Origin of the sequence: Streptomyces sp. 2114.4 (assembly GCF_900187385.1) — a bacterium.
GTDB classification, from domain to species: domain Bacteria; phylum Actinomycetota; class Actinomycetes; order Streptomycetales; family Streptomycetaceae; genus Streptomyces; species Streptomyces mooreae.
In genome coordinates this window covers 4,385,210-4,405,072 of the sequence record NZ_FYEY01000001.1, presented here as the reverse complement: position 1 = coordinate 4,405,072, position 19,863 = coordinate 4,385,210, and the positions used below count along the sequence as shown (strand labels likewise).

The following is a 19,863-nucleotide window of genomic DNA, read 5'->3' as shown; positions in this document are numbered from 1 at the left end:
GGCATCACCAAGAATGTTTGGCTCAGGTTCCAAGCTCACGTTCCGCGACTTCGTCCAGGGAACCTGGGGGAGCTTCGACACTCCGGCTGGGCGAGTCGACTACATCATGACAAAGGCGAGGCTAGGTGGAGAGGCCGACGCGCCGGAGCGGCAGCTCACCAAGAGCCTTGCGCCCGTTCGCGAGGTCATGGACCCCGTGGATCTGGACTTCAACCAGCTGCTGCAGCGCGACCTCGATGACCACCGGGTCGCGGGCAAGCTGATTCCGTATCTGTTCAAGCAGCAGATGACAGGGCCAGCGTTCTTTCCTCCGATCGTTGCCGTGCTGCTGCCCTTCCAGGCCAAGAGGCCGACCACCTTCCCGGCACTTGGGGCACCAATCCCGGTGGACCACGATGATGCGCCCTGGCGGGAGGAACAAGCTGGCAATGCGTTCCGCATCCACCGCCTTCTCGGGGCAGACGGCAACCTGCACCCCGCGAACCTGGGCAAGCTGTGGTGGAACGACTCCGAGTCGAGTCTGGTTGTTCTCGATGGCCAGCATCGTGCTATGGGGTTGCTGGCTGTGGAACGCACTCTGTCCCGCTCGTGGCAGGGCGCCGGAAAGCAGTTCCGGCCCTTCTACGAGCAGCAGGTCGAGCAGCTGCTGCGAGACCACCAGGTCACCGAGGCTGACCTGGCGAAGATCGAAGTCCCCGTCACAGTGTGCTGGTTCCCGGAGGAAACTGGCGAGTCATCACGTCCGCACGAGGCCGCCCGCAAGCTCTTCGTCGACGTCAACAAGGAAGCCCGGCCACCGAGCGAGTCTCGAATCATTCTGCTGTCAGACGGCGAGCTGTCCAACGTACTCACTCGGAGTCTCTTGAGCGCCTTGCGTGGCCGGGCCGAGAGCCTGCTGCCGCTATACGCGGTGGAGTACGACAACCCCGAGATCAACGGCAGTCGCCCGGCACGCTGGTCCGTGATGACGAACATTCACCTGTTCAAGATGGTCGTCAAGCGGTGCATTTTCGGCCCGCCCAAGTACCTGACCAACCTGGCGCAACCGTTCGGTGGTCGGGAGAAACTGGAGGACCGCGACAGCTTCATGCGCGAGCAGCTCGACCTCGTCAGCCTGCTGCCGCCCGAGTTCAGCGACGTCGGACGCCACTACACCGTGGAAGGCATCGGAGAGACGGAATTTCCGTTGGGCCGCGCAGAGGAGCTGGTTGGCCGGTTCATGGACTCGTGGGGGACAGCCTTTTTGACCCTTCTGTCCAAGACGGAACCCTATAGGGCGCATGCCGCCGGCCTCGCCACCTTCAAGGACAGCTGGGATACCACCCATAACCACTCTGCACTCGCGTATGACGCCCTCTTCGGCGGTGTGGGAATCTACTGGACCCTGCGCGACAGCTACGACGAGTACCAACGGCGGCGCGCCGAAGGAACGGGTCACATGCCGGTGAAGACGGATGTCATCCGGGCTTGGGAGGCATTGAAGGAGAAGGAAGCTGACTTCGAGGAGCACCGTGCCCGCGCCTACCTCAACGCAACGACCCCCCTCACCATCAAGCAGTCGAAGGCCGCGTTCGCAGTCTTCAACACTCACGCCTGCCAGCTCGGCATGATCATGACCCTTGCCTCTCTGTGGGAAATGCGCAAGAACCAGCCGGGTGGAGCCGAGCTCAAAGACCTACCCGCCTTCGCAGCGTCCCTCGTTGACGCTTGGAACGCGTTCTTCGAGCTGGACCGCCGGAAGGCTCACGATCGCCGGCACGCCTTCAGCAAGGAGGCAAGCAAGTCGATCAACCAGATTGTTAACATGGACACGCCGAACGCGGTGTACTTCCGGTATTTCTGGCTGCAGGCACTCGCCACCCCGTCGGCGTGGCAACACATCGCCCCGTGGCTGATCGACCGCACGGCGTTCGACAAGGGCTTGGGCCAGTCTCGCCGCCTCTACCTCGACCTGTGCACCAAGCAGCAGTCGAACGCGCTCAAGGTCAGTGAGCCCACGCTTGGGCCGGGTGCAAGGGAGGAAAAGGCAACAGAGCTGGCCACCAGCGCGCTCAAAAAGGCCCTTCGCACCTGGTTCGGGGGCTCAGACGAGGAGTTCGAAGCGTGGCGATCCTCCCATCCTGGCCGGCCCGTTCAATCTGAGCTGGATTTGGATGACGCGTCGAGCGCAGAGCAGGACCCCGATCGCGAGTAACCATCGAGGCAGTCGGCCCAGGCTGGGACGCTCCGATGTGCCGAGGGTGGCAGCACAAGCAGCCCCCAGCCCGGCTGCCACCCGTAATCCTTCGACCAAAATAGCCACGCCAGCCCCAGCAGGACGACTGGATGGAATCCATCCGCCGCCCCAGATTGGGGCTAGGGCCAAGACGCCGCATCTCGAAGCTTGACCAGGCTCCCGGCTCGAACCTCCCACATCTCTTTGAACGGCGCGCAATGAGCTAGCACATCAGCACCGTCACGCTTCAACTCGTGAGACCGAGTCCTACCGAGAAACATGCGGCTGGGACGCGCCACCCGGTCTGCAGGGGGTGATTTTGCATATCGAGCAAACCCCATATGCAATAGAAACGGGCAACCGTTGATCGAGTCCGTAGCGGCGAATCTCGCGCATTCAATATGCATAGGAGGGTCAAGCGTCAAGCGGCTCCGCATGACCACCGGACCGCCGATCACTGCTCGCCAATACCCAAGTAGTTCACCGCACAAGCCGCAGAGCCCGTCACGGATGCACTCCAGACGTGTGGCGCCGTCAACCTCAGTGAAATCTGGCCGCCCGTCAGGGCGGATTACTGTGACATATGTGATTGGGTAACCTCGGTGGTCACGAGGTCGCCCAGCAAGCCTCGACGGCAGCGAGGCATGCAACCTCTGGGAAATTGGGTCATCTGAGCCCACCGCCTGAACTCCAATGCGCTTGATTTGCTTTGTCCCGCTCGATTTCCGGCGAGACCGCTTATACGCCGACAATGTCTGGGGCGAGAGATATTCCCGCACAACGTCTCACATAGAAGATAACCAGGATTTTCGCCGACATATTTAGGTTGCCATGGCGTCCGACGAGATATCCACTCATGCACGTCTGCTGTGAGCGATCGGCCGTCGGTACCCAGCCGTACTCCAACGGCGGAAACTTGAGCGACAGGCCCCTAGGATGAGCCGCGTTTCCATGCCGTTCATTCTCTTTACAGCCCCAGCTGAAACTCCGGCACTGTTCCGGTTGGAGGAGGACGAGGCGGCGTGACCACGCGAAGCAACCATCGCTCGAATGACTGCGGCGGCCTGGGAGCCATTTGGGGAGCTGACGGATGACCGTGCAACCCTCCAGCGCAACGACATGATGGACGGCAAGCGTCAAACGAATGCGCGGGTCGCGATAGTCCATGAACGTGACGAAGTTGTGCGCAGGCGGGCCGCCCGTGACGGAGCGGTTGAGATGTCCGGCACCTACCTCGCCCACACGCCCTCAAGACGCTATGCTCCGGCCAGGCGACCACGCTCGCCGTTACGTCGGACCTGGGTTCCTCCCGCAGCTACCCAGGGTTGAGGGCGCAAAGTGCCGTAGTGCGCGCGTGATTGAAAACTGTCGTTCCTCCTAATGGGGCGCAGTGGGCGGGAGCACTGAGGCACGCCCACCGGGAGCCGGACATGACGCTCGACAGGGACATCGTTAAACTCGCACGCCGCATCCAGCACGAGTCCAGTGAAGTCATCCCCTTCCAGCAGGCACGGTTGACCGCCGCGCGCGAGTTGGGCGGACTGTCTGTCCACACTATGGCGCCCGAGGAGCGGATCCCTCTCCGCGTCCAGTACACCGGGGAAAGCGAAGCCGCCGCCGAATCCGCGATCAGCAGCGACACCCACGGGCTGGGCCTAGACCACTGCTCGGACGACCAGCGCGCCTTCCGGGCCCTACTAGCGCTCGCGCTTTTCAACGGCAACGTGTACACCGGTCCGACGGCGAGGTGGAACTACTCGGTTGTCGCCTCGTACGACCCGGTGATGTCGCCCCGCAGGGACCAGTTGGTGATAGTGGCGGAGCGCGCCCCGGAGAACGTGGCCACCCGGCTGCTAGCCACCCAGGGGGCCGGCTCACGCGGCGTCCCTGGACTACGGCACGAGGTCACATACACGTGCCATGGGCAGCGCTCCGTCTGTCTACGCCATCTGCCCACCGGTGCACTGCTGACCATCACCGGTGACCCAGCCGGATGCCGGCGCGGCAACAGGCGCAGCCTCGTGCCCCGGCACCCCTATGTCACGCTGGACAACGACCTCACCGCGCACGAGCGCCGCGCACTGGCAGCCATCCCCCCGATCTCAGGGGAAGCGACCACTCTGCTGGCAGGTCTCGTTTCTCGCTACAACCTGGTTGACCGGTGTGGCCGCTGGGCGACCAGTCTGTCCTGGGACCCTCTGGAGCGCCCCGGAGTTGAACGCCGGAAGGAGCCGGAAGTGATTCGGCACGGTCCCGTACGTCGGCTCTGGGGCGCCGGCGACTCATGGGAGTGCCGCTGGACCGGCTATCCCGAACCCGGCGACCTGGCTCTGGCACTGACCCACCGGGAGGCCGGGGTCAAGGGCGCGAGATTTACCCGCCGCGATGACACCTACCGGGTGGTGCTGGGCACCGCCTCACTCGACCTGTGCGACGGGAAGGGCTGATCCATGCCGTTCCTCACCGACCACCCGGGGGCCGCGCCCGTGCTGGTGGCTGCCGTTGTCCTCGGAGCCCTCCGCTTCATGTTGCCGAAGGATTCTCGCCATCGCCTGGAGCTGTGGAAGGCAGTCCTCGAACACCGACGTCAGCGTTGGCAGGTGACGGAGCGCCGCCGCAAGATTGGAAGGTCCGGCAAGACGGGCCAAGCGGATCTTCCTGCTGAAGCGGAGCGAGGCGGCGGTCACCGATCAGCTCGGCGAGGGCGAGTACGGGACTGAGGCCCGGGAATGAGGCCGACGCCGCGGGGAGCCATCTGGGAGCCGACCCGCTCTCCAAACCCTCCCGAAACCACCCGAGGCCCACCGAGCCCAACGCCCTGACCTGTGGAAAAGCCAAACAGGCAGGTCTCGATCTTGCCCGACCCTCATTCGGGACGAAGAGGTCGTGGGTTCAAATCCCGCCACCCCGACTGAAGGAACACAGGTCAGAGCCACCTACGGATTTCCGTAGGTGGCTCTCCTGCGTGATGCGTGACCAACTGCGTGGTCGGCGCCGCGGGTTCACCTTGAAGGTGCCGTCCATGGCGACCGCTCCCCGCTGCATCACGGGGCGGGCCTGCTTCCGGCAGACCTCCTCGGCAACCGCCGTCCCGGAGTGCCCGACCGGACGGGAGGCCTCTGCGAAGGGGACGCCGCCGTCCAGCAGCGGCGAGACGAAGCTGTGGCGTAGCTCACGTGGTGTCCGTTCTCAGGCGTTCACCCCCTCGGCTTCGTTGATCGCTCGGCGGAGTTGATCGCTCGGCGGAAGGTCCGCCGCACCGTGCTGAGTGTCTTCGCCTTCTGGGCACGCCACTTGTCCACGTCCCCGCGCTCGGGCCCCGGAGCTTCCGAGCACCGAGCGGCGGGATCACGTGTATCCCGCCGAGGATCGTGCAGTTGTCGGGCGCGCCCTTTGCCCCTGCCGGCCGGCCCGCACCTCGACCCATCCGTCATCGCGCTCTCCACCGTCCGGACGGTTTTCCTACGACATCCGCGTCGCGTCGGCGCGCGGCGCTGGGTTGCCGCCCGCCTGTCGTTCGGCCGTGGTTCGGATCCATCCGGGCCGGCCCCGGGTCCCGAGATCTGGAACCATTGGTTTCGATACTCGCAGTTCCGTATGATGTACCCATGTCTGCGCGCACACAAGCCGGAAACCGGGGCGGCCGCCCCCGGGACAGCCGCGTCGATGACGCCATCGCGTCCGCCGTTCGAGAGCTGCTGGCCGAGGTGGGGTACGCACGGCTCACGACGGCCGCGGTCGCGGCGCGGGCCGGGGTGGGCAAGGCGGCGATCTACCGGCGCCACGCCGGCAAACAAGAAATGATCTTTGACGTACTCGTGCCCGGCCAGTTCCTGGCCGTGGCACCCGACCGCGGATCGCTCCGTGCCGACCTGGCCGCCGTGCTCGCCGAAGTCGCGGACAGCATGGCCGCTCCGCCGCCAGGCACGATTCCCGGCCTGCTGGCCGACGTCCAGGCCGACCCCGCACTACGCAAACGGTTCGACGCGAAATACCTCGCCGCCCAGCGCCGCACCCTCACGGAGGTCCTGGACCGCGCGGCCGCGCGCGGCGAGCTCACGGCCCGCCCCGGCCCGGCCGCCCTCAACGCCCTGCTGGTCGGCCCCGTCTTCGCCTGGCTGTTCCTGCTGTCCGAATCCCCCGACCAACTCCCCGCCCTGACCTCTCTACTTCTCGACGCGGCACTTGCCCTCATCGGAGCCGGAGACCCCGGCGCCCAGGACGGTTCCGGCAGCGAGATCGTGACGTAAGTCAGCGTGATGCCGAGCGAGCGCAGCAAGCTACGTCACCGCAGGCCGGCGACATGGCCAACGCCAAGCGACCGTCATCGGGCGCGGGGGCGAAGGGAACGGCCAACCCGGCGACGGACACCGCAGTAGCCGCCTCGCGCTCGCCGGTGTCGGCCGGTTCGCCCTGTTCGGCCGGTCCGGTGCGTCAGAACTGAGCGTTTCCGATCGTGGCGAACCAGTCGCGGATACGGATCTGATCCGATGTCACCGCGCGCGCCAGCATCAGCAAGATGCGCGCCTTGTTCGGCGCGAGATCGCCGGCGCTGATGACATCCACCTGCTTCGACTGCACGCGCATGGCGCCCGCGCCGTAGCCGTTGGCCGCCACGAATGTGACGTCGCGCTCGGCCGCCCGGGCCGCCGCGAGCTGCCGCGGTGAGGGCACTCCGGCGAACACGATGCCGCTGGCGCCCGCATGCACGCTCGCGGTGATGGCCTCGCCGCCCGCGTCCACGTACGACCCCGCGATCTCTATCCGGGGCAGGCCGTCCCGTGGGATCGCTGCCAGGTCGAACGGCGTTCGCACGCCCGCCTCGGGACGTGCGGGGACACGCTGGAGGCGGATCTCCTTCTCGTCCACGGTACCGAGCGCGCCGTATTCGGAGGTGCTGAAGGTGTGCAGCCGAAGGGTGTCGGTCTTGGTGGCGTCGCGCGCCGGCAGTATCTGGTCGTTCAGCAGGACCGTGGTCCCGAGCCGGCGGGTCCGCCCGCTCGCGGCGAGCCGGACGGCGTTGTAGAGATTGGGCGGGCCGTCGCTCCCCAGCACCGTCCACGGACGCATCGCACCGGTGAGGACCACGGGCTTGCCGCTGCGGACGGTCAGGTCGAGGAAGTACGCGAGTTCGGTGAGGGCGGCGGTTCCACTGCAGATCACCACCGCGTCCGCGTGCCGCAGGGACGCGTCCACGCGCCGGGAGAGGTCGTAGTAGTCGAGGATCGTGTACTCCCCGGAACTCTTGGATCCGAATTCCTCGCTTCCGACGTCCGCGATCTCATCGATCTCCGGCCGTAATGCGTTCACTAATTCGGCGACCGGAATCCGGCCCGGCTCATATGTCTCGAATCCGGTCCGCCCTTCGGAGACCCCGGAAATGGTTCCCCCCATTCCGATGACGACGACATTCATTCTCGCGCTGAACACAGGATGCATCTGGATAACCTCAACGACTCGGCCGATCGGGACACTTTCCTTTGACCCTAGGCCGCCGCAATGGCCGCATGAATGCCGGAAGGGCTCTTTACCACTTCCTGACCTTGATTCGCGGAGGTGGGAGTTGTTCCGTTCGCATTACCCTGCTCATCGCCGGACAGCGGAACTTTCCTTTCTTCGGGAAGCAACCCCGGGTACGCCGGCAACGGCCTCGCACCATGGGCAGGGACGCGCCGCGGTGACCCGCCCAGGAACGCGGGTTCGGCTACGGCAGGACGGCACCGTCCTGCACGCTCGTGCCGGTTCGCGCGATGCTCAGAGAGGGCTGGGGAGTGCTGCCTCGACGAGGTCCGCGGCTTGGCGGGTGCCGCCCTCGTGGGCCAAGTGCTGCTGGAGCCGGGAGACATGGCGTGGGACGTCCGGATCGTTGAGGAGGGAGAGCACCGCCTCCCGCAGGTTTCGCGGTGTGGCCCGGTCCTTGGGCAGGTAGCGGGCGACGCCCAGCGCAGCGAGCATTTCCGCGTTGGCGAATTGATCGACTGCCTGGGGGACGGCCACCATCGGCACACCACAGGCCAGGCCCTCCTGCGCGCTGCTCGCGCCCGCGTGTGTGATGAAGGCGTCGGCCTGTTCCAGGATCGCCAGCTGGGGGACCCAGGTGCGCACCTCGATGTTGTCGGGGACCTCGCCGAGTTCGGTGGGGTCGAGGCCGGCGCCGATCTGCAGTACGACGTGCCATCCCGGCAGGTCACCGAAGGCGGCGGCACATGCGCGGTAGAAGTCGGGGGCCTTGGTGAAGACCGTGCCGAGTGATATCAGGACCACCTTCTCCGCACCGGCCGGGCGCGACCAGTCGCCGCGGCGGCTGCGGTCGGCCCGGCAGGGGCCGGTGAAGGTGTAGACAGCACTGTCGACCCGGTCGGCGTGCGGCTGCAGGACCTTCGAGAGCAGCGCGATACAGCGCTCGGGGCGGCGGGCGATGCGGCCCGGTCCGATCGCGGTGCCGTTGTTGGCGAGCCAGGCGTGTGCCTGCCGGCCCCCGGGTTCCGACGCCGCCACGCCGTGGCCCGGTGGCCCCGACAGCTCGGCTGCCATGTCGTCCTCGTAGCCCTCCCAGGCGACCGCGTGCGGGGAGAGCTGGATGGCCGGGATCCTCCAGCGGTCGGCGAGGGCCCGTGCGGCGTAGGCCATCGGGTCGTACAGGATCAGGTCGGGGCGGTCGTCCTGGTAGGCCTTGAGCAGCTGTGGAAGCGCCCGGCCTGCGTCGGCGAGGAAGAGTCGGAGGTGGTCGATCAGTTCGCCTCCCCAGGCATCCCGGTCCTCGCTCGTGGGCAGCGTGGACGTGATGATTCTGGGTTCGGCGCCGGTGGCGGCGACGGTGTCGGCGAAGGACTCGGCGATGGCATAGGTGACCCGGTGCCCACGGCGGACGAGTTCACGGATCAGTTCGAGGCTCGGATTGACATGACCGTGGGCCGCGACGCTGAACATGGCGATATGGGCGGCGGGCCGGGTCCCGGGGAGCGAAGAGTTCATGGCATGAAGGGGGGAGGGTCGAGGGGCGGATGGGGGGCCTGCCGGCGCGGGGGCCGCATGCTGAATTCAGTGGTGGCGGAGCCGGTTTCGGAGGTCCGTGCAGGTGTCGTAGGAGGGCAGCAGTCCCTGCCGGTGCACCTCGGCGAAGGCGGGGGCCTGGGCGTCCTTCGGAGACAGCAAGGGGGTGATGCCGGTGGGCCAGCCGATGGCGAGGTCCGGGTCCAGTGGGTGAATGCCGTGTTCGCGCTCGGGGGCGTACCCCTCGGAGCACAGGTAGACGACGGTGGCCTCATCGGTGAGGGCGATGAAGGCATGGCCCAGTCCCTCGGAGAGATAGACGGCACGGTTGTTGGTGTCGTCGAGGCGTGCCGTCTCCCACTGCCGGAATGTCGGGGAGCCCGTCCGGACATCGACGACGACATCGAGAATGGCGCCGCGCACACACGTGATGTATTTCGCCTGTCCCGGAGGGGATTCCGCGAAATGGATGCCGCGCAGGGCGCCGTGGCGGGATACGGAGAGATTGGCCTGGGCGAGGGGGAGTTCCTGTCCGGTAGCCGTGCGGAATGCGTCTTTCCTGAACCACTCGTGAAAGCTTCCCCGGTCGTCGGCGAAGACTTCGGGTTCGTGGATCCAGGCGCCTTCTATGGACAGCGGTCGCATGTAATCTCGGCTTCCTCGCGCATGGTCTCGGATGTCTCTGCCGGAGCTGCTGGTCCTCCGGCCGGTCCTGCGGGTTCTTCTGCCGGACGGTGCCGCATCGCGGGAAGTGCCTCGGCCAGTGCCGCGTGCCAGTGCCTGAGTGGTGCCATGCCTGCCGCGTGCCAGCGGCCGTGGCCGAGCACGCTGTAGGCAGGCCGGGGCGCCGGGCGGGCGTAGCGGTCGCTGGTGAGGGGGCGCACCCGCTCGGGATCCGCGCCGAGCAGACGGAAGATCTCCCGGCAGAAGGCGAACCACGTGGTCGCACCGCCGTTGCTGCCGTGGTACACCCCCGCCGGAGCGGTGCCGGCGAGCGCGCCCCGCCCCAACTGGACCAGCTGCGCGGCGAGATCGGCCGTCCAGGTCGGCTGGCCCCACTGGTCGTCGACCACCTCAAGGGTTTCCCGCTCGCGCTCCAGCCCGAGCACGGTGCCCACGAAACTGTTTCCGCCCGCCCCGTAGAGCCAGGACGTTCGCACGACATAGCCGGTGTCCGGCAGCGTGTGCAGCACTGCCTGCTCACCCGCCAGCTTGGTGCGGCCGTATGCGCTGCGGGGGCCGGTCGGGGCGTGCTCCGGGTACGGCTCGCGGGCGCGGCCGTCGAATACGTAGTCCGTCGATGGCTGCAGCAGGACACTCCCCGACGCGCGGCACGCCTCGGCCAGCAGGCGTGCGCCGGTCCCGTTGACCGCGAGAGCCTGGGCCTCGTGGTCCTCAGCGGCGTCGACCGCGGTCCATGCGGCGCAGTTGATCACCACGGCGGGCGGACGGCCGGTGAAGGCCGCCTGCACGGCCTTTCGGTCGGTGATGTCCAGGTCACCGCGACCGGCGGCGACCGCGGTGATGCCGGCACCGGCCAGGTGGCCGAGGAGGGCCCGGGCAAGCAGGCCCTGGGCGCCGGTCACCAGCCAGGGCCGCGCTTCGTGTGCCGTCACAGTGCCGCTCGCGCCTTCAAGGGCTCCCACCAGGCGCGGTTGTCGCGGTACCACTGCACGGTCTCGGCGAGTCCCTTGTCGAAGGGGACACGCGGGGTGTAGCCCAGCTCTTCGCTGATCTTGGTGCAGTCGACGGAGTAGCGGCGGTCATGGCCCTTGCGGTCCGCCACCTGCTGCACAGAGGTGTCCCAGTCCGCGCCCAGTTCCCTGAGCAGCATCTCGGTGAGCTCCCTGTTGGACAGCTCGGTACCGCCACCGATGTTGTAGATCTCCCCGGCCCGGCCCCGGGTGCGCACCAGCTCGATGCCCTGTACGTGATCGTCGATGTGCAGCCAGTCCCGGATGTGGGAGCCGTCGCCGTAGAGCGGGATCCGCTTGCCGTCGAGCAGGTGGGTGATGAAGAGCGGGATGGCCTTTTCGGGGAAGTGGTGGTGCCCGTAGTTGTTCGAACAGCGGGTGACGCGCACGTCCAGGCCATGGGTGTGGTGGTAGGAGAGCGCCACCAGGTCCCCGGCCGCCTTGGCCGAGGAGTACGGCGAGCTGGGGCGCAGCGGGTGGGTCTCGGGCCAGGAACCCTGGTCGATCGAGCCGTACACCTCGTCGGTGGAGATCTGGACGAAGGTGCTGATCCCGGCCGAGTGGGCGGCGTTCACGAGGGTGTGGGTGCCGAGGACGTTCGTGCGGATGAATTCGTCGCCGCCGTCGATCGAGCGGTCCACGTGCGACTCCGCGGCGAAGTGCACCACCTGGTCGTGTTCCGCCATCAGCTCGCGCACGGTGGCGGCGTCGCAGATGTCGCCTTTGCGAAAGGTGAAGTGCGGATGCCCGCGTACCTCGTCGAGGTTGGCGGGGCTGCCCGCGTAGGTGAGCTTGTCGAGCACGGTGACGGACACGTCGCCGGGCCCCTGCGGGCCGAGCAGCGTGCGTACGTAGTGGGAGCCGATGAAGCCGGCTCCCCCTGTCACGAGTATCCGGGTCGCCATGAGGAATTCGCACCTTGCTGTGATCGCCGGCACGGGCCGGTGTGCTGGTGGGCTGGGTTTACGGGGTGGCTGGGGCACGGGGTACGACAATCGCGGCGAGCAGCAGGTGGCGGTTGGCGAGCCAGTTCCCTTGAAGCATCGTCGGGACCTCGCCGTCGGCCCCCTCCGGCACGGCCCGGAGCACGCGCACGCGGAACGTGCCCGCCCCGGTGCCGCCGTCCGGGGCGATGCTGATCGAGGCCTCGTGGAAGCCCAGCCATGCGCGGGTCAGAGGTGACCACACCTTGTAGACGGCCTCCTTGGCGCAGAACAGCAGTCGGTCCCAGCACATGCTGCCGTTCAGCCGCCGCAGCACACGCTGCTGCTCCTGCTCTCCCGGCAGTGCGATGCGGTCCAACATGCCCTCGGGCAGCGCCTGATGGGGCTCGGCGTCGATGCCCACGCCCCGCACCTGGTCGCTACGGGCCAGGGCGGCGGCGCGGTAGCCCCGGCAGTGCGTCATGCTGCCGACGATGCCGTGGGGCCACTGCGGAGCGCCCGCGGGCCCCGGCAGCAAAGGAGCCGGCGGAACGCCGATGCGCAGTGCCGCGCGCCGGGCGCAGTGCCGCACGGTGGTGAACTCGCGGCGGCGGACGTCGGACATGGTGGCCGTCAGCCTGCTCTCCTCGGGGAACAATTCGGCGGCCGGTTCGTCGCCGTAGGACTCCGCCGCCGCGACGCAGTCCGGCAGTATCCGCGCGATCACGCCGTCAGTCCTGACACGGCGCGAGGGCTTCGACCTGCTCGACAGGGTCACCGTCGTCGGTGGGCAGCAAGGCGATCACGGGGGTGTCGAGCCCGTTGGCCGTGTAGGCACGGATCCGTGCGCGGCATTCCTCCGGGCTGCCGTGCACCACCAGTTCGTCGACCACCTCGTCCGGAACGGCCATGCCCGCGCGCCAGCGGTCGCCCGCGTCCCAGGCCCGGTGCATCGCGGCGAGTGGTTCGGTACGGCCGAGCCAGTCCTGGAACGCCCGGTACGCAGGCACGGTGAGGTAGCTGCTGATCATCATCCGGCCCAGACGGCGGGCTTTTCTGGCATCGTCGGTGAGGCACACGAAGACCGGGGCGACGAGTTCGGTCCCGGGGCCGATCTCGGCCCTGACCTTCGGTACATCGGCGGGGGCCAGCCAGTTGGTGATGGCACCGTCCGCCTCGGTGGCGGCGAGCCGCAGCATACGGGGGCGCAGCGCGGCCAGCAGGAGGGGCGGGGGCGAAGCCGGCGGCCGCTCCAGCCGGAAGCCGCGGACCGAGAAGGTCGGGTACTGCGCGTTCACCACCTTCCCCTCGAAGGCGGTGCGCAGGAACCGCAGGGTGTCGCGGGTACGCGCGTAGGGGCGGGTGTGTTCCATGGCGTTCCAGTCCCGTACGACGCCGGGGGAGGAAGCGCCGATGCCCAGCGCGAACCGGCCGGGCGCGCAGTCGGCGGCGGCCGCGGCGGTCATCGCCAGAAGGGCCGGACCGCGGGTGAACACCGGAGCGATGGCGGTGCCCAGCCGCAGGCCGGACGACCACTGCGAGGCCAGCACCAGGGGTGAGAACGCGTCGGTGCCCGAGGTCTCGGCCGTCCACACGTCGGTGTAGCCGAGGCCGGGAAGCCGCTCGACAAGCTCGCGGTGCGCCGGCAGGGGCACGCCGGTCAGCGGGAGGGTGATCCCCCATCGGGTCATCGCGTTGGTCTCCAGTCCTCTGCGGTATCCACAACGAAGCGGGCGCCCTGGGCGGGCCGGGCCGGGGCGCCCGCTGTGTCCGTCAGCCGGCGTCGGCCTGCAGGGCGTGCGCATGGCTGCGGAACAGCTCGGCGGCCGCCCGCACCTCGGCCGCCATCGGCCGGTCGGCCTCCAGCGCCGGGGAGATGTGGGCCAGTTGCGCCCACACGCCGACGGGCTCCGGAGCGTCCTCGGTCATCACCGCCAGCTGGGCCGCGCCCAGGGCGAGCGAACCCACGGCGAGCCAGCCCAGGTCCAGGGCCTCGCCGACGCCGTTCGCGCCGTTGAGCGCCATCGGTACGTGGTCCTGGTTCCACCCGTTGGTCGGCAGCGTCGTCAGCGACGCCGGGGTGACCAGCTGCCGGATCCGCGAGATGAAGGAGGTGGCGCTGATCTGCACCCCGGCCAGTCCGCAGCCGCGGCCGGCCCGGGGCGTGAGCATGATCGGCAGGTCGCCGTTGGTGGTGGGATTGACCACCAGGCCGAGCTGCCGTTCCGCCAGATATGCGGCCATGTGCAGGGCGAGCCCGGTCTGCTCCGAGGCGAAACCGACCGGCATGGCGTGGAAGTTGCCGGCGTGCAGCACCCGGCCCTCGTGGGTGAGGGGGTTGTCGGTGACGCCGTTCGCCTCGCGGAGCAGGATCTCTCCGGCCATGGTGAGCTGGTCCAGCACGGCGCCCAGGACCTGCGGGGCGCAGCGCAGGCTGTAGGGCTCCTGCAGCGGCCGGCGCTCGTCCCGCCGGTGGTCCTCGGACAGGTCCTGCCGGATCCAGCGTGCCACGAGCAGCTGTCCCGCCTGGTTCCGCGCCTGGCCGACCCCTTCGTCGTAGTGCTCGGCGTTGCCGCCGAGCAGCGCCGTCAGCCGGGCGGTGAGCGTCGCGACGGCTCGTACGAGCCGGACGGCGGAGCGCTGGTTGAGGATGGCGACGGCGAGGCTGACGCCGGTTCCGTTGACGAAGGCCAGCGCCTCGCGGACCGGCCATTCCAGCGGTTCGGTGCCCAGATCTGCGAGGGCCTGGGAAGCCGGACGCGGGGACCACTGGCCCTGCGCGTCGCGCACCCACGCCTCGCCGTAGCCCGCACACGCCAGCGCCACATGCGCCAGCGGCTGCAGATCGCCGCTCGCGCTGACCGTGCCGTCCCGCGGGATCACCGGGGTGAAGCCGGCGTTCCACAGATCGGCCAGGCGCTGCCAGAAGCCCGGGGAGACGGCGGAGAAGCCCTTGCGCATGCTGTTGAGCCGGAGCCAGAAGACCAGCCGTGAGGCCTCGGGGCCGAGCGGTCGGCCCTGTGCGGTGCCCAGGTGGGAGATGAGCGAACTTCCCTGCTCCATCTCGGAGGTGGAGGAGTACGTCACCAGCGGCCCGAAGCCCTGCGTCAGCCCGTACACGGGCTTGCCTTCGGCCAGATACGTGTCGACGGTGGCGCCGCTCTCGCGCATGCGGGCCACGTCCGCGTCGGCGAGCGGGCCGAGCTTCGCGGTCCAGGAGGCGGCTTCGACTATGGCATCGAGGCTGGGCATGTCCGTGGTGCCGCCGTCAGCCGTCGTGGGGGTTCGTGTCACGTTGCTATCCCTGAGTCGGTGTGTGAGGTCGAAAGGTGCTGCAACTTGCCCGTCGCGGACCGGCTGAGGCGGGGCACCACGTGCACCCTCCGGGGGCGGACGCCCAGGATTGCGCGCACCGGAGCCAGATCGACGCCGTCCGGCCCGGTCCCGGGCCGGGGCACGACGTAGAGGTCGATGTGCTCGCCGATCATGGGGGCGTCGACGGCCAGGAGTCCCAGGTCCGCGCAGTCGAGCGTGGCGCGCAGCAGGTGCTCCGCCTCGTCGAGGTTGATCCGCCGCCCGTTCACCTTCACGAGGCGGCCGATGCGGCCGAGGAGCCGGAAGGTGCGCTCGTCCAGCGGTTCCACGAGATCTCCCGTACGCCACTGCTGCGGCACCGGCTCGCCGGGGCGGTGGGCCAGGCGCGGACTGCGGATCACCAGCGGTACCGCCGTACCGTCCTCGGCACCGTCACCGTCGGCATCGGCAGCGGCGAGACGGACGTCCGGGAAGAGGGTCCACGCGGGCGGCTCGCCCTCGCGCCAGCGGCGCATGGCGATGCCGCCGGTCTCCGTCGAGCCGAGCAGCTCCACGATGGCCGCGCGCCGGGGACCGGCCGCTTCGAGGAAGGCCCCCGCATCGGCCGGGAGCATCGCGCTGCTGTACAGCACGGTCAGGTGCTCGAAGGAGCGGACCCAGTCCATGTGCCGCAGCAGGAGGGAGAAGATCCACGGCGTGGCGACGACGACGATCCGGCGCTGCCCGGTATCCGGCATCGCGCCGATGTAGTCGGGCCGGTACCAGACCGGGACGCCGAGCCGGGCGGGCAGCAGCAGGGTGGCCAGCGTGCCGTACACGTGGACCGGCGGGGCGAAGGAGACCACCGCCCCCGGCTCGTCCTGCCGGACGAAGTCGGCGAGCATGCCTGCCTCCCGCCAGGCGTTGTCGCGGCTGTGCTGCCAGCGGCGGGCCGGGCCGGTGCTCCCCGAGGTGTCGAAGCCCAGGGCGGGCGGCAGGGCGCCGAGCACCAGCTCGTCGGCACCCGCTGCGGTGTCCCAGCGCACGCACCAGGCGCGGTCGGTGATCTCCGCCGCGCCGACCGCCGGTGACAGCAGCTGCTCCGGGGTCAGCTCTTGGTAACCCACTCAAACTCCCTGCGGGGACATCATCAGGCGGCCAACTGGGCGACCTGTATGAGGTACTGGCCGTATTCCGAGTTCTGCATCCGCGTGCCGAGGCGGTGGCAGCTCTCCGCGTCGATGTACCCCATGCGCAGCGCGATTTCCTCTACGCAGGCCACCCGGACGCCCTGCCGCGTCTCGATGACGTGGACGTACTGGCTGGCCGCCAGCAGCGAATCGTGGGTGCCCGCGTCGAGCCAGGTGAAGCCGCGTCCCAACCGGATGAGCCGGGCCCGGCCCTGCTTCAGATAGGCCAGGTTGACGTCCGTGATCTCCAGTTCGCCGCGCACCGAGGGGGTGAGCTGCCGGGCGATCTCCACCGCGTCCGGGGAGTAGAAGTACAGACCGGTGATGGCGTTGCTGGAACGCGGGTTGACCGGCTTCTCCTCCAGCGAGACCAGGTTTCCCTCGGCATCGGTCTCGCCGATCCCGTAGCGCTCGGGGTCGGAGACCGGATACCCGAAGAGCGCACAGCCGTCCAGACCGTCACGGGCCGCCCGCAGAATCCTGGGGAATCCGGCGCCGTGGAAGACATTGTCACCGAGGATCAGCGCGAAGGGGTCGTTGCCGATGTGCTTCTCGCCGATGATGAGTGCTTCCGCGATGCCCCGGGGGGCCTGCTGCTCGGCATAGGTGATGGTGAGCCCCAGGTGCGAACCGTCCCCCAGCAGCGACTGCAGCGCGGGAATGCTGGACGGCGTCGAGATCACCAATATTTCCCGGATTCCGGCCAGCATCAGGACGGACAGCGGGTGATAGACCAAGGGCTTGTCATAGACCGCGAGCAGCTGCTTGGACGTCGCCAGGGTGGAGGGATACAGCCGAGTTCCGCTGCCACCGGCCAGTACAATTCCCTTCAACACTCTCCCCATTCATCAAGGCCGGTGCCGCCGGAAATGGCGATCACAGGACGTGTACGTCGGGCACGTAGAGAATCCACTTTCCCCCGGCGTCACGGAATTCCTGTTCCTTCTCCATGATTTCCTGCGCGTGATTCCAGGCGAAGAGCAGGGCGTAGTCCGGGTACGCGGTGGAGAACGCCTCCGGCGCCTTGACGGGAATGTGGGTACCCGGGCTGAGCCGGCCCTGCTTGGCGGGGGTGGTGTCGCAGATGAACGGGACGAGGTCGGGCCCGATGCCGCAGAGGTTCGTCACCGTGGCGCTCTTGGCCGTCGCGCCGTAGCCGGCCACCGTCTTGCCCTCGTCGCGCAGCTGCCCGAGCAGCGCCGTCAGGTCCTCGCGGATCTTCTGGACGCTCTCGCCGAATTCCCGCAGGGTGACCAGGTCGGCGAGCTTGCGCCGCTCCTCCTCGGCGACCAGCTCGGCCACCGCCCCGGACGGCTTGCGCTGCCCGGCGGGGGCCAGGGTGTAGCGCACCTCGCCGCCGTGCACGGTGAGCCGTTCGACGTCCACCAGCTCCAGCCCGTTGCGCCGTGCCATCTCCTGCACGGACCGCGCGGTGAAGAAGTAGAAGTGCTCGTCGTAGATCTGGTCGAACGAGGTGCGCTCGACGATGTCGCCGAGGTAGGGGTCCTCGAAGACGAACACGCCGGACGGCTTGAGCAGCGTGCGCACGCCGGTCAGGATCGAGCTCATGTACGGGATGTGGCACAGGGTGTTGGCGGCGTAAATGACATCCGCCCGACCGTCCGCGGCAACGATCTCCTGTGCCGTGGACTCCTCGAAGAACGACTTGCGGACCCGTATGCCCTTGGTCGCGGCGACGTCCGCCACGCCGCCGGACGGCTCGACGCCCAGGTGCCGCACACCGTTGTCGGCGATCGCCTTGAGCATCACGCCGTCGTTGCAGCCCAGTTCGACGACGAACGGGTCGTCCGCGGTGAGCTCGGTGGACAGCAGCCGCTTGGCGAGATTTTCGAAGTGCTCCCGCATATAGGCCGAACCGGAGGAGTGATACGGGTACTCCTCATGGAACATACGGTCCCGCGGGACCTCTTCCACCAGCTGCACCATGGTGCAGGACTCGCACACGCCGACGGCCAGCCGGAAGAAGAACTCCTTGGCGAGATCCGCATCCGGGGCGAGGAATGCGTCCGACAGAGGCTGGCGGCCGAAGTCGAAGAATTCCTGTACCGGAGCGGCACAGATACGGCATTGGAACTTGCTCGACATACATGCTCCTGGAAGGCCGACCGACGGCCAAATACTGGAATACGGACACTTCGGCGTGAGCACCGGGCACCGTTCGAAGCGGTTCTCGGCGAGTCTGCCCCAGAAACCGGCGCCGGCGGAAGAGTTCGGAATGTCCACTGTCTCGCTGGCGGGACAGAAACCGCCGCCGCCCCATGACTTTCCGGCGGCCCCGGACGCGCCCGCACGCCCTTTGCAATTTCCCTCTGTTCCGCCGGATCGGCAGTGATTAGCCTTGCCGCGTCCCAGTACATCTGTGCGGACCGCAAGAGGCGTCCCGCGGAAATCGCGGGCATCCGCCAAGAAATCCTGTGCAAGGCCACCGCCGGCCGCGCCGGCGGCCCCCTCGCGCGGCTTCAGCGATAAGGCATGTGACGATGACAGAGACAAGCTCTCCCCCTGCCCTGACCGACACGGCAGTGGTGCTCACCGACCCGCAGCGCGAAGAGGTTGCCCTCCTGGCCGGGGAACTCGGCCGTGTGGCGTCCGGTGTGGTGGACAGCGCCGAATGGCTCGCAGCGGCCCGTGACGTCTCTGTGCGGTTGCCCCGTCGTCTGCGGTCAGCGGCACGGGAGTTCCGGCACCACGCCGGGCCCGACGGCGTACTGCTGGTCCGCAACCTGCCCGTCCCCGAAGGACTGCCCGCCACCCCCACCAGGCCGGGGTCCGTGCAACGGACCGCGTCCCCGGCCGCGGCGGCGATGGCCGCGGTGATGCTCCAGCTCGGTGAGGTGATCGCTTATCGGAGCGAGAAGTCCGGCGCCCTGGTCCAGGACGTCGTGCCGGTGCCGGGCCGGGAGCGGCAGCAGAGCAACGCCGGCTCGGTGCGCCTGCAGCTGCACACCGAGAACGCCTTCCACCACCACCGCCCCGACTACGTGGGCCTGTTGTGTGTACGCGAGGACCCGACGGGCGACGCCAGGCTGTGCACCGCGTCCATCCGCCGGGCGCTGCCGATGCTGTCGCGGGACGCCAGGCAGGTGTTGTCCGAGCAGCGTTTCATGACCGAGCCGCCGCCGTCGTTCGGCGGTTCCGGGAGCGTTCCCCCTCCGGTCCATTCGATCCTGCGGGGCGCCCCCGAAGACCCTGATGTGCTGGTCGATTTCGCGAGTACCCACCCGCTCGACGACGGGGCCCGGCGGGCCATGGAGGAGCTGCGCACCGCTTTCGGGCGGGCCACCCACGCCCTCGCCCTCTCCGTGGGCGATCTGGCCGTGGTCGACAACCGCCTCACCGTGCACGGACGGACGTCCTTCGCTCCCCGGTACGACGGCACCGATCGCTGGCTGCACCGGGTCTACGCCGTTGCGGACCACCGCCGCTCCCGAGCCGGCCGGCCGGGCGGGGGAAGCGTCCTGGACTGACCGCCCCGCTCCGCCACGGGCCTCGCCGGCGTCAAGGGACCGGCGAGGCCCGTGGGCTGTCGTCGC

At 68.5% G+C, this 19,863-nt stretch carries 15 protein-coding genes; 4 read left to right on the top strand and 11 right to left on the bottom strand.

All coding sequences use genetic code 11. The annotated features are described in order from the left end of the window. Window positions 1–187: 187 nt before the first annotated feature. The 3 genes from CFW40_RS19310 (at window position 188) to CFW40_RS19295 (ending at window position 6,465) form a co-directional block, all read left to right on the top strand. Window positions 188–2,194: a DNA sulfur modification protein DndB gene (locus CFW40_RS19310; RefSeq protein WP_256331766.1), complete on the top strand. Its 2,007-nt coding sequence runs from the start codon at window positions 188–190 to the stop codon at window positions 2,192–2,194. A gap of 1,451 nt (window positions 2,195–3,645) precedes the next feature. Next, window positions 3,646–4,662, top strand: a complete 1,017-nt coding sequence (locus tag CFW40_RS19305) for a hypothetical protein (RefSeq protein WP_088799075.1) — start codon at window positions 3,646–3,648, stop codon at window positions 4,660–4,662. A gap of 1,161 nt (window positions 4,663–5,823) precedes the next feature. Next, entirely contained in the window at window positions 5,824–6,465 is a 642-nt protein-coding gene (locus CFW40_RS19295) for a TetR-like C-terminal domain-containing protein (RefSeq protein WP_088799074.1), read from the top strand. A 184-nt stretch (window positions 6,466–6,649) separates the two neighbouring features. Here the strand turns inward: CFW40_RS19295 and CFW40_RS19290 are convergent, their stop codons facing one another. The 11 genes from CFW40_RS19290 to CFW40_RS19240 form a co-directional block, all read right to left on the bottom strand. Then, window positions 6,650–7,654, bottom strand: a complete 1,005-nt coding sequence (locus CFW40_RS19290; protein ID WP_088799073.1) for an asparaginase — start codon at window positions 7,652–7,654, stop codon at window positions 6,650–6,652. Window positions 7,655–7,969: 315 nt separating this feature from the next. After that, complete coding sequence (locus tag CFW40_RS19285; protein WP_256331387.1) at window positions 7,970–9,190, bottom strand: macrolide family glycosyltransferase; 1,221 nt, start codon at window positions 9,188–9,190, stop codon at window positions 7,970–7,972. Window positions 9,191–9,256: 66 nt separating this feature from the next. Next, entirely contained in the window at window positions 9,257–9,853 is a 597-nt protein-coding gene (rfbC, locus tag CFW40_RS19280) for a dTDP-4-dehydrorhamnose 3,5-epimerase (protein ID WP_088799071.1), read from the bottom strand. After that, a complete protein-coding gene (gene rfbD, locus CFW40_RS19275; protein ID WP_088799070.1) occupies window positions 9,835–10,824 on the bottom strand; it encodes a dTDP-4-dehydrorhamnose reductase in 990 nt (329 codons plus the stop codon). Before rfbD ends, rfbC begins: the two co-directional genes overlap by 19 nt. Next, entirely contained in the window at window positions 10,821–11,807 is a 987-nt protein-coding gene (gene rfbB / locus CFW40_RS19270) for a dTDP-glucose 4,6-dehydratase (protein ID WP_088799069.1), read from the bottom strand. The genes rfbD and rfbB overlap by 4 nt, the downstream gene beginning before the upstream one ends. 58 nt (window positions 11,808–11,865) lie before the next feature. Beyond that, entirely contained in the window at window positions 11,866–12,552 is a 687-nt protein-coding gene (locus tag CFW40_RS19265) for a 4'-phosphopantetheinyl transferase (RefSeq protein ID WP_088799068.1), read from the bottom strand. A gap of 4 nt (window positions 12,553–12,556) precedes the next feature. Continuing rightward, window positions 12,557–13,516, bottom strand: a complete 960-nt coding sequence (locus CFW40_RS19260) for an LLM class F420-dependent oxidoreductase (RefSeq protein WP_088799067.1) — start codon at window positions 13,514–13,516, stop codon at window positions 12,557–12,559. A gap of 82 nt (window positions 13,517–13,598) precedes the next feature. Beyond that, complete coding sequence (hutH, locus tag CFW40_RS19255; RefSeq protein WP_218136792.1) at window positions 13,599–15,119, bottom strand: histidine ammonia-lyase; 1,521 nt, start codon at window positions 15,117–15,119, stop codon at window positions 13,599–13,601. Beyond that, window positions 15,116–16,246, bottom strand: coding sequence for a class I adenylate-forming enzyme family protein (locus CFW40_RS19250; RefSeq protein WP_088799066.1), 1,131 nt, complete (start codon window positions 16,244–16,246; stop codon window positions 15,116–15,118). The genes hutH and CFW40_RS19250 overlap by 4 nt, the downstream gene beginning before the upstream one ends. 23 nt (window positions 16,247–16,269) lie before the next feature. Further along, window positions 16,270–17,142 (bottom strand): glucose-1-phosphate thymidylyltransferase RfbA, encoded by an 873-nt coding sequence (gene rfbA, locus CFW40_RS19245; RefSeq protein WP_088799065.1) that lies wholly within the window; start codon window positions 17,140–17,142, stop codon window positions 16,270–16,272. 43 nt (window positions 17,143–17,185) lie between these two features. Next, complete coding sequence (locus CFW40_RS19240) at window positions 17,186–18,415, bottom strand: class I SAM-dependent methyltransferase (RefSeq protein ID WP_088799064.1); 1,230 nt, start codon at window positions 18,413–18,415, stop codon at window positions 17,186–17,188. A 395-nt stretch (window positions 18,416–18,810) separates the two neighbouring features. Between CFW40_RS19240 and CFW40_RS19235 the strand changes: the two genes are divergently transcribed. After that, complete coding sequence (locus CFW40_RS19235) at window positions 18,811–19,797, top strand: TauD/TfdA family dioxygenase (RefSeq protein WP_088799063.1); 987 nt, start codon at window positions 18,811–18,813, stop codon at window positions 19,795–19,797. Window positions 19,798–19,863: the final 66 nt, after the last annotated feature.

What these genes read in the sequence shown, in the direction of transcription:
- CFW40_RS19240 (WP_088799064.1), bottom strand. Translation starts at nt 18,415, where the DNA reads ATGTCGAGCAAGTTCCAATGCCGTATCTGTGCCGCTCCGGTACAGGAA.
- CFW40_RS19290 (WP_088799073.1), bottom strand. Translation starts at nt 7,654, where the DNA reads ATGCATCCTGTGTTCAGCGCGAGAATGAATGTCGTCGTCATCGGAATG.
- CFW40_RS19310 (WP_256331766.1), top strand. Translation starts at nt 188, where the DNA reads ATGGACCCCGTGGATCTGGACTTCAACCAGCTGCTGCAGCGCGACCTC.
- CFW40_RS19305 (WP_088799075.1), top strand. Translation starts at nt 3,646, where the DNA reads ATGACGCTCGACAGGGACATCGTTAAACTCGCACGCCGCATCCAGCAC.
- CFW40_RS19295 (WP_088799074.1), top strand. Translation starts at nt 5,824, where the DNA reads ATGTCTGCGCGCACACAAGCCGGAAACCGGGGCGGCCGCCCCCGGGAC.
- rfbB (WP_088799069.1), bottom strand. Translation starts at nt 11,807, where the DNA reads ATGGCGACCCGGATACTCGTGACAGGGGGAGCCGGCTTCATCGGCTCC.
- CFW40_RS19235 (WP_088799063.1), top strand. Translation starts at nt 18,811, where the DNA reads ATGACAGAGACAAGCTCTCCCCCTGCCCTGACCGACACGGCAGTGGTG.
- CFW40_RS19260 (WP_088799067.1), bottom strand. Translation starts at nt 13,516, where the DNA reads ATGACCCGATGGGGGATCACCCTCCCGCTGACCGGCGTGCCCCTGCCG.
- rfbC (WP_088799071.1), bottom strand. Translation starts at nt 9,853, where the DNA reads ATGCGACCGCTGTCCATAGAAGGCGCCTGGATCCACGAACCCGAAGTC.
- CFW40_RS19285 (WP_256331387.1), bottom strand. Translation starts at nt 9,190, where the DNA reads ATGAACTCTTCGCTCCCCGGGACCCGGCCCGCCGCCCATATCGCCATG.